General features: G+C 71.3%; 12 protein-coding genes and 1 pseudogene. 7 read left to right on the forward strand and 6 right to left on the reverse strand.

Annotated elements, in window-relative coordinates; genetic code table 11:
* The 4 genes from ABT324_RS04030 to ABT324_RS04045 all read left to right on the forward strand — a co-directional run bounded on the left by ABT324_RS04030 (position 1) and on the right by ABT324_RS04045 (position 5,514).
* Positions 1-1,962 carry a glycosyltransferase gene (locus ABT324_RS04030; protein ID WP_351171223.1) on the forward strand — a complete coding sequence of 654 codons (1,962 nt, stop codon included), beginning with the start codon at positions 1-3 and terminating at the stop codon, positions 1,960-1,962.
* Positions 1,963-1,984: 22 nt separating this feature from the next.
* A complete protein-coding gene (locus tag ABT324_RS04035; RefSeq protein WP_502949684.1) occupies positions 1,985-2,566 on the forward strand; it encodes a phosphatase PAP2 family protein in 582 nt (193 codons plus the stop codon).
* Between the two features lie 211 nt (positions 2,567-2,777).
* Positions 2,778-3,737: a decaprenyl-phosphate phosphoribosyltransferase gene (locus ABT324_RS04040; protein ID WP_502949687.1), complete on the forward strand. Its 960-nt coding sequence runs from the start codon at positions 2,778-2,780 to the stop codon at positions 3,735-3,737.
* Between the two features lie 196 nt (positions 3,738-3,933).
* Positions 3,934-5,514 carry an alkaline phosphatase D family protein gene (locus tag ABT324_RS04045; protein ID WP_351171229.1) on the forward strand — a complete coding sequence of 527 codons (1,581 nt, stop codon included), beginning with the start codon at positions 3,934-3,936 and terminating at the stop codon, positions 5,512-5,514.
* 42 nt (positions 5,515-5,556) lie between these two features.
* Here ABT324_RS04045 and ABT324_RS04050 read toward each other — a convergent pair whose 3' ends face one another.
* Positions 5,557-6,390, reverse strand: coding sequence for a helix-turn-helix transcriptional regulator (locus ABT324_RS04050; RefSeq protein ID WP_351171232.1), 834 nt, complete (start codon positions 6,388-6,390; stop codon positions 5,557-5,559).
* 101 nt (positions 6,391-6,491) lie between these two features.
* On the opposite strand from ABT324_RS04050, the gene ABT324_RS04055 reads away from it, so the two are divergent.
* Both ABT324_RS04055 and ABT324_RS04060 read left to right on the forward strand, forming a co-directional pair.
* Positions 6,492-7,241 (forward strand): SDR family oxidoreductase, encoded by a 750-nt coding sequence (locus ABT324_RS04055; protein WP_351171235.1) that lies wholly within the window; start codon positions 6,492-6,494, stop codon positions 7,239-7,241.
* A 17-nt stretch (positions 7,242-7,258) separates the two neighbouring features.
* Positions 7,259-8,017, forward strand: a complete 759-nt coding sequence (locus ABT324_RS04060) for an SDR family NAD(P)-dependent oxidoreductase (RefSeq protein WP_351171238.1) — start codon at positions 7,259-7,261, stop codon at positions 8,015-8,017.
* Here the strand turns inward: ABT324_RS04060 and ABT324_RS04065 are convergent, their stop codons facing one another.
* The 5 genes from ABT324_RS04065 to ABT324_RS04085 form a co-directional block, all read right to left on the reverse strand.
* A complete protein-coding gene (locus ABT324_RS04065; RefSeq protein ID WP_351171241.1) occupies positions 8,018-9,292 on the reverse strand; it encodes an NAD(P)/FAD-dependent oxidoreductase in 1,275 nt (424 codons plus the stop codon).
* Positions 9,289-9,696, reverse strand: a complete 408-nt coding sequence (locus tag ABT324_RS04070) for a GtrA family protein (protein WP_351171244.1) — start codon at positions 9,694-9,696, stop codon at positions 9,289-9,291. Before ABT324_RS04070 ends, ABT324_RS04065 begins: the two co-directional genes overlap by 4 nt.
* Positions 9,683-10,696 carry a glycosyltransferase family 2 protein gene (locus ABT324_RS04075; protein WP_351171247.1) on the reverse strand — a complete coding sequence of 338 codons (1,014 nt, stop codon included), beginning with the start codon at positions 10,694-10,696 and terminating at the stop codon, positions 9,683-9,685. The genes ABT324_RS04070 and ABT324_RS04075 overlap by 14 nt, the downstream gene beginning before the upstream one ends.
* Positions 10,697-10,698: 2 nt before the next feature.
* Positions 10,699-13,884, reverse strand: a complete 3,186-nt coding sequence (locus ABT324_RS04080) for an arabinosyltransferase domain-containing protein (protein ID WP_351171250.1) — start codon at positions 13,882-13,884, stop codon at positions 10,699-10,701.
* Between the two features lie 190 nt (positions 13,885-14,074).
* Entirely contained in the window at positions 14,075-14,722 is a 648-nt protein-coding gene (locus tag ABT324_RS04085; protein ID WP_351171253.1) for an arabinosyltransferase C-terminal domain-containing protein, read from the reverse strand.
* Here ABT324_RS04085 and ABT324_RS04090 point away from each other — a divergent pair.
* Positions 14,696-14,784, forward strand: a pseudogene (locus tag ABT324_RS04090) (hypothetical protein); the annotation flags it as partial. The gene ABT324_RS04085 and the pseudogene ABT324_RS04090 sit on opposite strands and share 27 nt — an antisense overlap.

The following is a 14,784-nucleotide window of genomic DNA, read 5'->3' on the forward strand; positions in this document are numbered from 1 at the left end:
GTGACCGACCGGACCCCCCGAGAGGACCGTTCTCCCGCCGCGGGGGAGAGCAAGCTCAGCGACGTGACGTCGATGCGCTCCGGTACGCCGGACGTGCCCAACCAGCAGGTCCTGCAGCGCGTGGTGTTCCCGCGCAGTGAGGACCCGCTGGACGTGCGCCCGCTGTACATCGACGAGCCGGCGTCGCTGGACAGCGCCGCGACCGTGGTGTCGCGGCGCCGGTTGCTGGTGCCCGCGCACCGCAAGATCTCCTTGGCCTCCTACTTCAACGCGTTCCCGGCCAGCTACTGGAAGCGTTGGACCAAGGTCGACGAGGTCGTGCTGCGGCTGAAGGTCAAGGGGGCCGGTCGGCTCGACGTCTACCGCTCGAAGGCCAACGGCGACAGCGTCCACCTGCAGGGCACCCCGGTGGACAGCGCGGACTGGACCTCGCTGGAGTTCCGGGTGTCGCTGACGCCGTTCGAGGACGGCGGGTGGATCTGGTTCGACCTGTTCACCAACGACGCGCCGCTGGAGGTCGACGAGGCGGCGTGGACCACCGACGTGCCGCTGCCGGACCAGAAGGTCGTCATCGGCACCACCACGATGCGGCCCGCCGACTGCGTGCTCGCGCTCCAGACGCTGGGTGAGGACCCGCAGGTCATGGAGGTCGTGCAGCGCGTCGTGGTGGCCGACCAGGGCCCGCAGAAGATTCGCGACACCGAGGGCTTCGACGAGGCGGCCCGCCGCATCGGCGACAAGCTGCAGGTGATCGAGCAGGACAACATCGGCGGCTCGGGCGGCTTCGGCCGCGTCATGTACGAGGGCATCCACAACTCCGACGCCGACCAGGTCATGGTCATCGACGACGACATCGCGCTGGAGCCGGACGGCGTGCTGCGGGCGAACGCCTTCGCCCGCGCCGCGACCAACCCGGTCATCGTCGGTGGCCAGATGCTGAACCTGCAGGCCCGCTCGCGGCTGCACACCATGGGCGAGGTCGTGGACCTGGGCCAGGGCATCTGGCGGGCCGCGCCGGGCGCGGTCACCGACCACGACTTCGCGAAGAAGCCGCTGCGCAAGACCACCAAGCTGCACCCGCGCATCCACTCCACCTACAACGGCTGGTGGATGTGCCTGTTCCCGCGCGAGGTGATCGAGCGCACCGGGCTGCCGCTGCCGCTGTTCATCAAGCACGACGACTCGGAGTACTCGCTGCGCGCGGGTGAGCGCGGGTACCCGACGGTGACGTTGCCGGGCGCGGCGATCTGGCACATGCCGTGGACGGACAAGAACGACGCCACCGACTGGACGGCGTACTTCCACACCCGCAACCGGCTGATCCTTGCCGCGCTGCACAGCCCGGACGAGGTCAAGGCCAACATCATCAAGCAGGGCCTCAAGCTCACCCTGCGGCACCTGCTGTCGATGGAGTACTCCACGGTGGCGGTGCAGCAGAAGGCGCTGGAGGACTTCATGGCGGGCCCGGAGGGCCTGTTCGACAGCCTCCGCACGGCGCTGCCGGAGGTCCGGGAACTGCGCAAGGGCTACGACGACGCCAAGACGTTGCCGTCCGCCCGCGAGTTCCCGCCGCCCACGGCGAACCCGATCATGGCCGAGGGCCTGCTCAAGCCGCCGGTGAACCCGGCGGTGATCGCGGCGCGCGCGTCCAAGGCGCTGCTGCACAACCTCAAGGAACCGGCCAAGGACGCGGGCGAGCGGCCGCAGCTGAACGTGCCCGCGGCCAGCGCCCGGTGGTTCCTGCTGGGCAACCTCGACAGCGCGACGGTGTCGAACGCGGACGGCAGCGGGGTGGCGTTCCGGCGCCGCGACCCGGAGGAGTTCCGCCGCCTCGGCATGCGGGCCCTGGCCAACTACAAGCGGCTGGGGCAGGAGTGGACCAGGCTGTGCGCCGTCTACCGTGCGGCGCTGCCCGAGCTGACCAGCCCGGAGTCCTGGAAACAGGTCTTCGACCAGAAGTGACCCCGATCCACCCGGAGACGATGTGGCAGAGCTGACGACGGCGACCGGTTCCGAAGAAGCGGTCGCCGCATCCGCCGACGAAGCACCGGCGACGGTCACGCCCGAAACCGTCGCGCTGCGCAAGGTGCAGGGCGCGCTGGCCAAGCCGGCCGTGGTCAAGACCGCTCGGGCGATGTCGCTGTTCGGCGAGCACGCCGGTGGCTGGCTGGCCATCGGCGCGGTCGGCGCGCTGGTGGACCGCGAGCGCCGCGGCGAGTGGCTGACCGCCGCCGCCGGGGTCGCCGCCGCGCACGCGGCCTCGATCGCGGTCAAGCGCGTGGTGCGGCGCCGTCGGCCGTCCGACCCCGAGGTGCAGGTGCTGGTCGGCACGCCGAGCAAGTTGAGCTTCCCGTCCTCGCACGCGACGTCCACGACGGCCGCCGCGGTGCTCTACGGCGGGTTGACGGGCAAGAAGCTGACCCCGGCGCTGGTGCCGCCGATGATGGTCAGCCGCCTTGTCCTGGGGGTTCATTATCCGAGCGATGTGGTCGCCGGTTCTGCGCTGGGCGGTGCCGTGGCGTGGGGCGTGCGGCGATTCATGAGACGGCGGAGGAACCGTGGCTGACAAGAACGAAACCGAGGCCGACACCGGCAGGACCGATGCGTCGGCCGAGGCCGACGGCAGCAACGGTGCCCACGTCGGCGATGCGCTGCTGAGCGGGAACGGCGAAGTGGCCAGCACGGACGGCGAGGCCGAGTCGGCGGAGGCCGCGGCCAAGCGCGTCGAGGTGGAGACCGACGCGGAGGGCACCATCGGCGCCGAGTTCGGCGACGAGGTGCTGGAGCCCGCGCCGGAGAAGTCCGACGACATCAAGGACAAGTCCTCGGACGCCTACCACGCGAAGGTGACCGCGAAGGCCGGCACCACGGCGGGCCTGGTCACCGGGCTGGTCAAGGAGCTGCGCCCCAAGCAGTGGGTGAAGAACGTCCTGGTGCTGGCCGTGCCGTTCGCGGCGGGCGAGATCCTGGACCCGGTCGTGCTCTGGCACGCCGTGGTGGCGTTCATCGTGTTCTCGATGGCCGCCTCCGGCATCTACTTCGTCAACGACGCGATCGACGTCGAGGCGGACCGCCAGCACCCCACCAAGCGCAACCGCCCGATCGCGGCCGGGCTGATCCCGGTGCCGATCGCCTACGCGGTGTGCGTGCTGCTGCTCGGCGGATCACTGCTGATCTCGGCCTTCACCAGCACCCCGCTGCTGGTGGTGATGGCGGTCTACATCGCGGTGCAGCTGGGCTACTGCTTCGGCCTGAAGCACCAGCCGGTGATCGACCTGTGCATCGTGGCGTCCGGCTTCCTGCTGCGCGCGATCGCCGGTGGTGCCGCCGCCGGGCTGGTCATCACGCAGTGGTTCTACCTGATCGTCGCGTTCGGCTCGCTGTTCATGGTGGCGGGCAAGCGCTACGCCGAGGTGAAGCTGGCGCTGGAGACCGGCGCGAAGATCCGCAAGTCGCTGAAGGCGTACTCGCCGTCCTACCTGCGGTTCGTGTGGGCCATCGCGGCCGCGATCACGATCATGTCCTACGCCCTGTGGGCCTACGACATCCGCGAGTTCGAGATGTCGCGCTGGGGCCTGATCTCGATCGTCCCGATGGTGGTGGCGATCCTGCGGTACGCGGTGGACATCGACAAGGGCGTGGCGGGCGAGCCGGAGGAAGTGGTCCTGAAGGACAAGGTCCTGATGGTCCTCGGCCTGATCCTGGCGGGCTGCCTCTTCCTCGCCTTCTACCTCTGACCTCACCGAACAGCGCCCCCGGTCCCCGGACCGGGGGCGCTGTCGCGTCCAACCCCGCTGGCCAGACTCCTGCGGGGTTGACCGTCGACCCGTCGGCACTGCTGCCGCGGTGAGTGGCGGGTTGTTCACCTGGCGATCACCCGGAGGGCAGCGGAGCTTCATCGTTCGGGGTGAGGGTGGTTCCCGTTCCCGAACCATGGAGGTCGTCGTGCCCGAATCCCTCTCGCGGCGCAGTGTGCTGCTGGGTGGAACGCTCGCCGGTGCTGCCGCGCTGACCACTGCCACCGCGCTGCCGGTCGCCGCGCTGCCCGGTGCTGGTGCCGCCCGGCGCGGTGAGGTCTTCACGCTGGGCGTCGCGTCTGGTGATCCCGCGCCGGACGGCGTGGTGCTGTGGACCCGCCTGGCCGCCGATCCGCTGGCCGAGGACGGCATGGGTGGGATGCCGAACAAGACCCTCCCGGTGCAGTGGGAGGTCGCCGAGGACGCGAAGTTCACGCGCGTCGTGCAGCGCGGCGAGGCGCAGGCCGCGCCGGAGCTGGGGCACAGCGTGCACGTCGAGCTGACCGGGCTGCGCCCGGACCGCGAGTACTTCTACCGCTTCCGCGCCGAGGGTGCGCTGTCGCCGACCGGCCGCACCCGCACCGCGCCGCTGCCCGGCGCGCTGACCAGCCTGTCGATGGCGTTCGCGTCGTGCGCGCAGTACGAGCACGGCTACTTCACCGCCTACCGCCACCTCGCCGACGAGCACCCCGACCTGGTGCTGCACCTGGGCGACTACCAGTACGAGTACCAGGCGGGCGACTACGTCGCGCCGAGTGGCAACCCGCGCGACCACGCCGGTCCGGAGACCGAGACGCTGGCCAACTACCGGCAGCGGCACGCCCAGTACAAGACCGACCCGGACCTCCAGCACGCGCACGCGGCGGCCCCGTGGGTCGTGGTCTGGGACGACCACGAGGTGGACAACAACTGGGCCGACGAGGTCCCCGAGAAGCCGGAGGTCCCGCAGCCGAACTTCCTGGAGCGCCGCAAGGCCGCCTTCCAGGCGTACTACGAGAACATGCCGCTGCGCCGCGCGCAGGTCCCGCGCGGCATCGACCTGCGCCTGCACCGCCGCATCCAGTGGGGGCGGCTGGCGAACTTCCACATGCTCGACACCCGCCAGTACCGCGACGACCAGGTGGGCGGCGACGAGGTGCCCACCCAGGACCCGGAGCGGCTGAACCCGAAGCGCAGCCTCACCGGCGCGGAGCAGGAGCGCTGGCTGCTCAAGAACTTGCAGCGGTCGCACGCCCGCTGGGACGTGCTCGGCCAGCAGGTCATGTTCGCCGAGATCGACTACCTCCAGGGCGACGGGGAGGGCTTCAACCCGGACGCCTGGGACGGTTACGTGGGCTCCCGCGAGCGCGTCATCCAGGGCTGGCAGCGGGCCAAGGTGCGCAACCCCGTGGTGCTGACCGGTGACGTGCACACCCACTGGGCCAACGACATCCACTACCGGGACGAGGTCGTCGGCACCGAGCTGACCACGACGTCCATCACCAGCGGCGGCGACGGCTCGGCCGAGCTCACGGACCGGGAGGAGGCCTACCTGGCGGAGAACCCGCACGTCCGCCTCTACCGCAACCAGCGCGGCTACATCAGCACCAAGATCACGCCGGACTCGCTGCGGGCGGACTACCGCGTCCTGCCGTACGTCTCCAAGCCCGGCGCGCCGGTCGAAACTCTCGCCACCTTCGTGATCGAGGACGGCAAGCCGGGCCTCAACAAGGCCTGACCACTCGTGAGTGGCGATGGTCGTTAGGGCCACCATCGCCGCTCACGAGTCGGTGCGCTGGCGCGTGGCGGCGAGGCTGCCGAGCAGCGCCAGGGCTTCGCTGCTCGGTGAGCCGGGTTCGGCGTGGTACACGACGAGTTCCTGGCCGGGGCTGGACCGCACGTCGAAGGTCTGCATGGTCAGCGTCAGCGGGCCGACGTCGCGGTGCTCGAAGCTCTTGCGCGCCAACGCCTTGCCCCGGGCGTCGTGGTTGCTCCAGAGCTCGGCGAACGCGGGGCTGGCGTCGAGCAGTTCCGCCAGCACCCGCTGGATCCGCGGGTCGTCGGGAGCCTTGCCGTGGCCGAGGCGGAAGCCCGCCACCGAGTTCCGCGCGACCTCGGGCCAGTCCCGGTAGAAGGTCCGCGCCGCCGGGTCGGTGAACACCACGTGCATCAGGTTCCGCGAGTGCGTCCAGTCGTGGAACAGCGCGTCCGCGATGGCGTTGGACGCCAACACGTCGAACGCCCGGTTGTAGACGATGGCCGGGTTGTGCGGCCACGCGGACATCAGCTCCAGCAGGCTCGGGTCGACCCGGTCGGGCACCGCGGCCGCGCGGGCGCGCGGGCTGAGCCCGGCCAACCGGAACAGGTGCTGGCGGCCGTCCTCGCCGAGCCGGAGCGCGGTGGCGAGGGCATCGACGACCTGGGCCGACGGTGTTCGCTCGCGGCCCTGCTCGAGCCGGATGTAGTAGTCGACGCTCACCCCGGCCAGCAGGGCGACCTCCTCGCGCCGCAGCCCCGGGACCCGGCGCGGGCCGGTGCTGGGCAGGTCCACCTCGCCCGGGCCGAGCTGCGCCCGCCGCCCGCTGAGGTACTCGCCGAGTTCGGATCGTCCCACGTCAGCAGCGTAGGTGAGCGCAGCGGCAGCTGTCCTGGGTGCGCTACTCCCAGGGACGGCGCGGCCTCCCGCGCGGCGGCGGGCCCGGCCATCGTCGGGGCATGCCGAACAACGAAAAGCGCAAGGTCGTGCTCGTCACCGGGGCCAGCAGTGGGATCGGCGAGGCCATCGCCACCCGCCTGCTCGGCAGCGGGCACCACGTCGTCGCCGGTGCGCGGCGCGAGGACCGGCTGCAGGACCTCGCTGAGCGCACCGCGGCGGAGGCGCGTCGCGCGGGCGGGAGCCTGCACCCGGTGCGGCTCGACGTCACCGACCGGGCGGAGGTGGCCGCGTTCGTCGAGTTCGCCCGCGACCGGTTCGGGCGCGTCGACGTCCTGGTCAACAACGCCGGGGTGATGCCGCTGTCGCGGCTGGACAGCCTGCTCGTCGACGAGTGGGACCGGATGGTCGACGTGAACGTGCGCGGCCTGCTGCACGGGATCGCCGCGGCGCTGCCGCACTTCACCGCGCAGGGCTCCGGGCACTTCGTGACGATCGCGAGCATCGGAGCCCACCAAGTAGTGCCCACCAGCGCCGTGTACTCCGGGACGAAGTACGCGGCCTGGGCGATCACCGAGGGCCTGCGCCAGGAAGCCGATCCCACGATCCGCGTCACCACCATCTCGCCGGGCGTGGTCACCTCCGAGCTCGCGGATTCCATCACCGACCGGGGAGCGGCCGCGGCGATGCGCACCTACCGCCAGCACGCCATGGAGCCGGAGGCCATCGCCGGTGCCGTGTCCTACGCGCTGGACCAGCCCGACGACGTGGACGTGAACGAGGTCGTCGTCCGCCCGACCCGACAGCGCTGAACCGAGGAGAAGCCATCATGACCAACGCACTCCCCACGAGCTGGGACCTCACCGGCCGGGTGGCGGTCGTCACCGGAGCCGCCCGCGGCATCGGCCGGGCCACCGCCGAGCTGCTCCGGGCACGCGGCGCCCGGCTGGTCGTCACCGACCAGGCCGAGGCCGTCACGCAGCTCGCCGAAGCGGACCCCGACGGCGTGGCCGCCCTGGTCGGCGACGTCGCCGACGAGGACCTGGCGCGCGGGACCGCGGAACTGGCCCGGAACCGGTTCGGCCGCCTCGACATCCTGGTCAACAACGCGGGCCGCACCCTGAACAAGCCGGTCACCGAGACCACCACCGACGACTTCGAAGCCATCATGCGGGTCAACGCGCGCGGGAACTTCGTCCAGGCGCGCGAGGCGTTCCGGGCGATGGACAGCGGTGGCTCGATCGTCTCGATCGCCTCGGTGTCCTCGGTCGTCGCCTTCGAGACCCAGACCGCCTACGCCGCGTCCAAGGGCGCTCTGGCGCAGATCACGCGCGTGCTCGCCATCGAGGGCGGGCCGAAGGGCATCCGCTCCAACGCCGTGCTGCCCGGCGTGATCGACACCGACATCATGGAGGGCGTCGTCGACAACGGCCGCGAGATGCTCGCCTCCTTCGGCCCGTCTCACCCGGTTGGCCGCATCGGACGGCCCGACGAGGTCGCCGAGGCGGTGGCGTTCCTGGCCTCCGACGCGGCGAGCTTCATCACCGGCGCGCTGGTGGCCGTCGACGGCGGGTGGACGGCCCGGTGACTACGGGCGCCGGTTGCTGAGACCGAGGCGGTCGGTCACCTCGTGGGCCATCGCGATGGCGTAGGACTGGCCCCGGTCCTGGGGGTGGACCTGTGACATCGTCGCCAGGGTCACGCCGGGCATCTGGGTGCGGTGGCCGGGGATCAGGGCGCGGTACTCCGGCGTCACGATCGGCTGCGCGAAGGGTGCCTTGGAGAAGTGCCACTTCTGGATCCAGGAGCGGTCGAAGTCCGGGTTCAGCTTGCGCAGCCAGGGGACGTAGCGCTCCAGCAGCTCCGCCGGGTCGGTGGTGAAGCGCCAGTCCTCGCGCGGCACGTAGTTGCCGACGTAGACGATGTGCCGACCGCCGTACTCCTCGCGGTCCACCATGTTGGTGTGCTCCACGACCGCCAGGAACGGGAACGCGGTGTCGTTGATGTTCAGCCAGTAGTGCGGGATCACGCTGCGGTCGCACTCCAGGACGAAGCACGTCGCGCCCAGGTACTGGTTGCGCCACAGCACGTCGTCGGTCTCCACCCCGGCGGCCTTCGCGAACACCGGCTGCGGAACCGTTGCGATCACCTGGTCGAACTCGTAGCTGCTGCCGTCCCCGGCGCCGACCAGGACCGTCGCGCCGGGCTGGCGGATGGTGGCCACCGGCTTGTTGAACTCGACCTTCCCGCCGCGCTCGGTGACCGCGTCCAGCAGCGCGCGGTAGACCTGCTCGAAACCGCCGTGCACGTACCCGAGTTCGAAGGTGCGGTAGTGAATCCGCGCCCACAGCCAGGCCATCGAGATCTGCTCGGCGTGCATGCCGAACTTGCCCACCAGCAGCGGTTCCCAGATGCTCTCGGTGACGCGGCGACCAGCCCAGCGGCGCATCCACTCCAGCGCCCGCACCGAGTTGAACCGCTGCCCGTCGCGCACCGCCTTCAGCGCCGCCGCCGAGGCACCGAAGCGCAGCTTGTCCAGCACCGAGAAGCCGGGGAACCGCAGCATCTCCTGCGGGGTGCCGAAGTCGTGCAGCTGCCCGTCGGCGTAGACCCCGGTGGTGGGGCGGTGGAACCACAGCAGGTGGCCGAGCCCGAGCTCCTCGACCAGCCCGATCATCGCCCGGTCGGTGCGGAAGCTGTGGTGGTAGAACCGCTCCAGCGGGGTGCCGCCGACCTCGATCGACGCGGCCAGCCCGCCCAGTTCGGCGGAGGCCTCCAGCACCGTCACGTCGTGCCCGGCCTTGACCGCGTCGTAGGCGGCGGTCAACCCGGTCGCACCCGCACCGACGATGCCCACTCTCATCCGAAGCTCCACTTCTTGTTGATGGTGTACTGGAGGAGCAGCACGACCGGCAGCGAACCGGCCTTGACCAGGTTCGGGTCGATGCCCAGCCAGCCGGAGAACACCTGCAGCAGCAGGAAGGTCAACGCGATGCCGGTCAGCCCGACCGCGTAGAAACGCAGGAACCGCACCACGATCCGGTCTCGCTTGCGGAAGTTGAACAGCGCGTTGAGCACGAAGTTGTTGGTGATCCCTGCGGTGGTGCTGATTGCGTTGGCCAGCTGCTCGTGCATCCCGACCGCGTTGAACAGCAGCAGGAACAACAGGTAGTCCAGCAGCACCCCGCTGCCGCCGATCAGCGCGTAGCGCAGCAGCTGGCGGCTGACCAGCGGTTCGCGCCGCGCCAGCTGCTCAGTCCGCGTCATGCCGGATCACATCCTGCACGATGTAGAGGGGCCGCTGCTGCACCTCGCTGTAGATGCGGCCGACGTAGCTGCCGATCACCCCGAGCGAGAGCATCTGCAGCCCGCCGAGGAACAGCATGGCGACCATCAGCATGGTCCACCCGGACACCGTCACCGCGGGGAAGAACAGCCGGAGGGTCACCGCGTACATGATGCCGAGCAGCGCCAGACCCAGGGTGATGAACCCCATCCGGGTGATCATCTTGAGCGGGACGGTGGAGAACCCGGTGACGCCGTCGGCGGCCAGCCGCAGCATCTTGCGCATCGGGTACTTGGTCTCGCCCGCGACCCGCTCGTCCCGGTCGAACAGCACCTCGTGCTGCTTGAAGCCCATCGAGGCGACCATGCCGCGGATGAACCGGCTGCGCTCCCGGAACCCCCGCAGCTCCTCGGCGGCGCGCCGGTTGAGCAGCCGGAAGTCGCCGGTGTCCACCGGGATGTCGACCTCGGCGCAGCGCCGCAGCAGCCGGTAGTACCCGGCCGCGGTGGCGCGCTTGAACCGGGTGTCCTGGCGGGTGCGGCGCCGCGCGGACACGATCTCGGCCCCGGCCACCCACGCGTCGATCAGCTCCAGGCTGACCTGCGGCGGGTCCTGCAGGTCGGTGTCCATCACGATCACCGCGTCGCCCCGGGCGTGGTCCAGCCCGGCGGTGATGGCGATCTGGTGGCCGTAGTTGCGCGCGAAGTCCACCACCCGCACCCGCGGGTCGTTCTTGGCGATGTCGCGCAGCACCCCCAGCGAACCGTCCGCGGACCCGTCGTTGACGTAGATGAACTCGTAGTCGAACTCGGGCCGGGTGGCGGTGGTCGTGGACAGCTCCTCGTGGAAGCGGCGGATTCCGTCCACCTCGTTGTAGACCGGCAGCACGTAGGAGACCAGCGGGGGGCCGTCCGCGGCGTCGTTGCGCGGTTGCTGCTGCGGCACCGGAATCCGGACCTGCTGGCGCATCGTGTCGGCCATGGTCACTCCCCTCGCCAACCCCACCGTGGAGCAGGAACGCTCCGCACGTCGTATTCGTTGCCTGGCATCGAGTAATCCACTTCGATCAGGTGTCCCCATTCGGGGTAATCAGGGGCTTTCTCGACGCCGAGTAGTCGGGTCGGCACCTCTTTCCGGTGACCGACTTCGTTCACCGCGGCGAAGGTCCCGCCGATGCCGCGCGCGAAAGCCGCGGTGCCGCCGAAACCCATCCCGCTGGGCGGGGTGACCAGGTAGGCGGGCGGTTCGACCAGCCCGCCGGAAACCCGCGGCATGTCCCGCAGGCACGGCGCGTTCCAGGTCATCGACCAGTCGACCAGGACCGGCGCCTTGCCCCGCAGGTACTCCGGCAGCGGCACCACATCCCGGATGCGCGGCCCGGCCACCGCGACCCAGCCCGCCGGGTCGGTGGTGCCGTCCACCGCGCGGATCCGCACCGCGGTCGCCCCGGCCGGGACCTCCCCGGCGGGCACCGGCAGGTCGCGCCACGCCGGGTGGTCCTGCGGGCGGTCCGGCACCGCGTGGTCGGTGGGGTAGGCGGGGCGCTCGTCGGCGTCCAGCCAGGTGTCGTCCAGGACGCGCCCGCCCAGCGGACCGGTGGGCGAGGTGAACTCCAGCACCACCCGGTTGCCGTCCCCGCTGCGCCCGGCGACCGCCACCGCGAGCTCCTGGTCCGGCGCGAGCTCGGGCAGCTCGTACCAGCCGGTGGTGAGCTCGCCGGTGGCGATCTGCCCACCGCCGAGGCTGCCCCAGAACTCGCGGACCCCCTCCGGCGGGGCGAACTCGCGCGCGTGCCCGGTCCCGGCGGCGAAGCCGTGGGCCGCGGCGGGACCGCGCGCGACCAGCGCGCCACCGGGGACGTCCGGGGTGGCGACCACGTGGTCGGCGATGCCGCAGCTGCCGTCGGCGATCGCGGCCAGGCCCTGGCCGCCGATGGAGTAGGCGCCGAGCTGGCGGATGGGCGCGACGACGAACGAACCGAGCACGAGCGCCACCGTCACCCCCACCGCGCCCACGCCGACCAGCGCGGGCATCCGGATGAGCAGCCGCGCGGCTCCGCGTCCCAGCAGGACGGACGCCGCCAACAGCGCGGCCACCGCGACCAGCCACCACAGCGGGCTGTTCAGCGGCCGCACCGGCTGCTCTCCCCAAGGCACTCCGTACTGGGAGTGCAGGAACCAGTTGTTCTTCCCGGCGAACGCCAGCGCCGCGGCGAGCACGGCGAGGGCGGTGCACAGGGCACCCGCGACCAGCACCACCCGGTCGTGGGCGAAGCGACGGGCACCGAGCGTGATCAGCACCGCACCCGCGGTAAGGGTAGCGGCTCCGACCCCGGTGAGCGCGCCGAAGTAGTGCGTCCATTTGGAGGGTGTCGCGGTCATCAGCAGGACGCTCAGCAGCAGACAGAGCGGTGGCACGTGCGCCAGGGACATGCCGGGCAGCCGCCGGGCGCCGCGCAGCAGCAGCACCCCGCTGAACACCACGACGACCGCGGTCAGCAGGACCGGGGCGCGGCGCGCGACGTCGCCCTGCAGGTCGAAGCCCAGCAGGTACTGGTAGCGCAGCACTTCCTGGAACCACGGCACGTCCGGCCCGTAGTGGGCGTGCAGCTCGGTGGCCTGGCGGGCGCCGAACAGGGACTGGTCGGCGAACATCGCCACCACGCCCACGGCGGCGATGCCGCCGAGCAGCGCCACGACCGGCGCGCTGAGCAACCGACGGAACTGCGGGGCGAGCACCGCGAACGGGACGACAGCGGTGATGCCCATCGGGTTCACCGCGACCGACAACCCAGCGGCGAGCGCGGCGAGGCCCAGCCACGCGACCCGCTCGCGCCGCACCGCCTGCAGGACGCTGGCCAGCACCGCGGCCAAGCCCAACGCCTCGAAGGGTTCCGGCCGCACGCCCAAGCCGAACGGCAGCCACCAGGCCAAGAAGCTCACCGCGGCCAACAACCGCACCGAACTGCGCCGGGCGAGCCCCGGCAGCACCGCGCCGAGGATGCCGCGGCTGAGCACGAACCAGGTCAGCGCGGCCGCGACCACGCTCGGGATGCGCATCGCGAGCGGGTTGATGTTCCACGCGGCGACGGGCTCGAGCAGGTGCTGGACCAGCGTGAACGGGGCCTCGGAGGAGTTCTCCCAGCGGTAGTAGTTGCCGATGTCCCCGGTCAGGAGCCCGTTGCGCACCGTCATCGCGGCGAACGAGTCATCCGCCGTCGTCGGCCCCAGCACCCACCACCCGCCGAGCATGACCAGGACCCCGAAATCGACCAAGCTCGCCAGGGCCAGCGATCCCCGCCGAGGCCCCGAGCTCGGCTTGGTCGACGACTCCGGTCCTGGCCCCGCCGACGATCCGAGGTCCGGGGGACCTCCGGTGGGAGGTCGTGCGTGGATTCCCCCGGTCGGGTGGTCCTGGGTGGTGAGTTCCGCGAGTTCAAGGGAAATCGGATGTCTGGTCGCCGTTGGAATCGCTCGCTCCCGGCGGGCCCGGTCGTGGGCGAGGAGGGCGGCGAAAGCCAGGACGACCAGCGCGATCTGGGCGATGACCAGGAGTTCCTTGAAGCTGGTGGAGGAGTTCTCGAACCAGTTCGCCGTGGTCACCCGCACTTCGAGGCCCGCCGCCTCGGCGGGGGAGAGGTCGGTGGCGAACGCGACGATGTCGCGCATCCGCACGCCGGGGAGCTCCACCACCCGGTCGCCGATCCGGGCCCGGCTGCCCGCGGTGTCGCCGTCGATGGTCACGTCGCAACCCGCGGTGATCGGCGCGCGCAGCGCCTCGCGGCCGCCGACCAGGGCGATGACGTAGTCGTTCGCGGTGGTGACGGCGAAGTTCTCGGTGGGTTGGCCGGGCGGGCGCCCGGCGACGAGCGTGGTCGGGGAGTCGCGCTGCTGCCCGTTGCGGACCACCGGGCACGGGACCCGCACGTGGACCTCGGCCGGGTGGTACGGGACCACGAACGCCAACGTGCTCTCGGGCAGCTGCCCGGCTTTCGGCCAGGTCACGGTGACCTGCTGGGTGATCACGGGCGCCAACGGCACGGCGAGGGCGACCAGCACGCCGAGCAGCCCGATGACCAGCCCGACGACGCGGAGCTTCCGGCGCTGGCGCGGGGGCGGTGCGGGCAGGGGCCGGTCGAGTTCTGCTGCTTGCCCCACCCCGTCCGCCACGATGCCCCCCGGTCAACTGGCTGAAAACGCAATGCGAACCAGTTTCAGCCAGCCGACCGCTTCCCGCAGCAGCTGACCGGGACGTCCCCACCCGGAGCCCGCAGTTTCAATTGAAACTGCGGATTCCCAGGGGGCGTGGTCGCAGTTTCAATTGAAACTGCGAGGTGCGTGCACCCGGACGTGGTGCCACTCAGTGCTCTTCGAAGGGGTACGGCGGGTCGCCCCGGGTGCCGCTGATCAGGTCCCGGTGGCGGGTTGTGGTGTAGGCGTCCCGTTGGATCCCGTAGTTGACCGCGTAGAGGTGGCCCCAGGTGTGGCCGGGGGCGTCGCGGAGGCGGGTGGGCACCTCGATGCGGCGGGACTGCATCGTCGCGCCCGCGAAGACCCCGCCCCAGTCCGGGTCGACGGCCATCCCCCAGTCGCCGGGCGGCGGGGTCACCATCAGCCGCGGGCTGCTCGCCACACCACCCGCCACCTGCGGGTACGAGTCGCGGCACGGGAACAGGAAGCTCATCGTCCAGTCGATCAGCACCGGTTGCTGGACGTCGAGCGCCTGCCGCAGCGGCACCACGTCGCGCACCACCGGGCCGCTCACCGACAGCCAGCCCTGCGCGTCGGTGGTGCGGTCCTCGGCGAGGATGCGCACGCGGTCCGCGCCGCGCGGGAGGTCGCGGGCGTCGATGTTGTGCAGCCGCCAGGCGCGGAAGTCGCGCCAGTCGAGGGGGCGCCCGTGGCGCGGGTCCTCGAACGGCAGCTCCGTCGGCGGCGGGTCGTGCAGTTCGCGGACGCCCAGCGAGCGGCCTGCGGCGGCGAAGCACTCGACGTGCGCGACGGACACCGGGTGTTGGAAATCGGCACCGGCACCGGCTACAACGCCGCGCTGTTGTCGCACCGGCTCGG

This window comes from Saccharopolyspora sp. NPDC000359, assembly GCF_040300525.1.
In the GTDB taxonomy this organism is placed as follows: Bacteria; Actinomycetota; Actinomycetes; order Mycobacteriales; family Pseudonocardiaceae; genus Saccharopolyspora.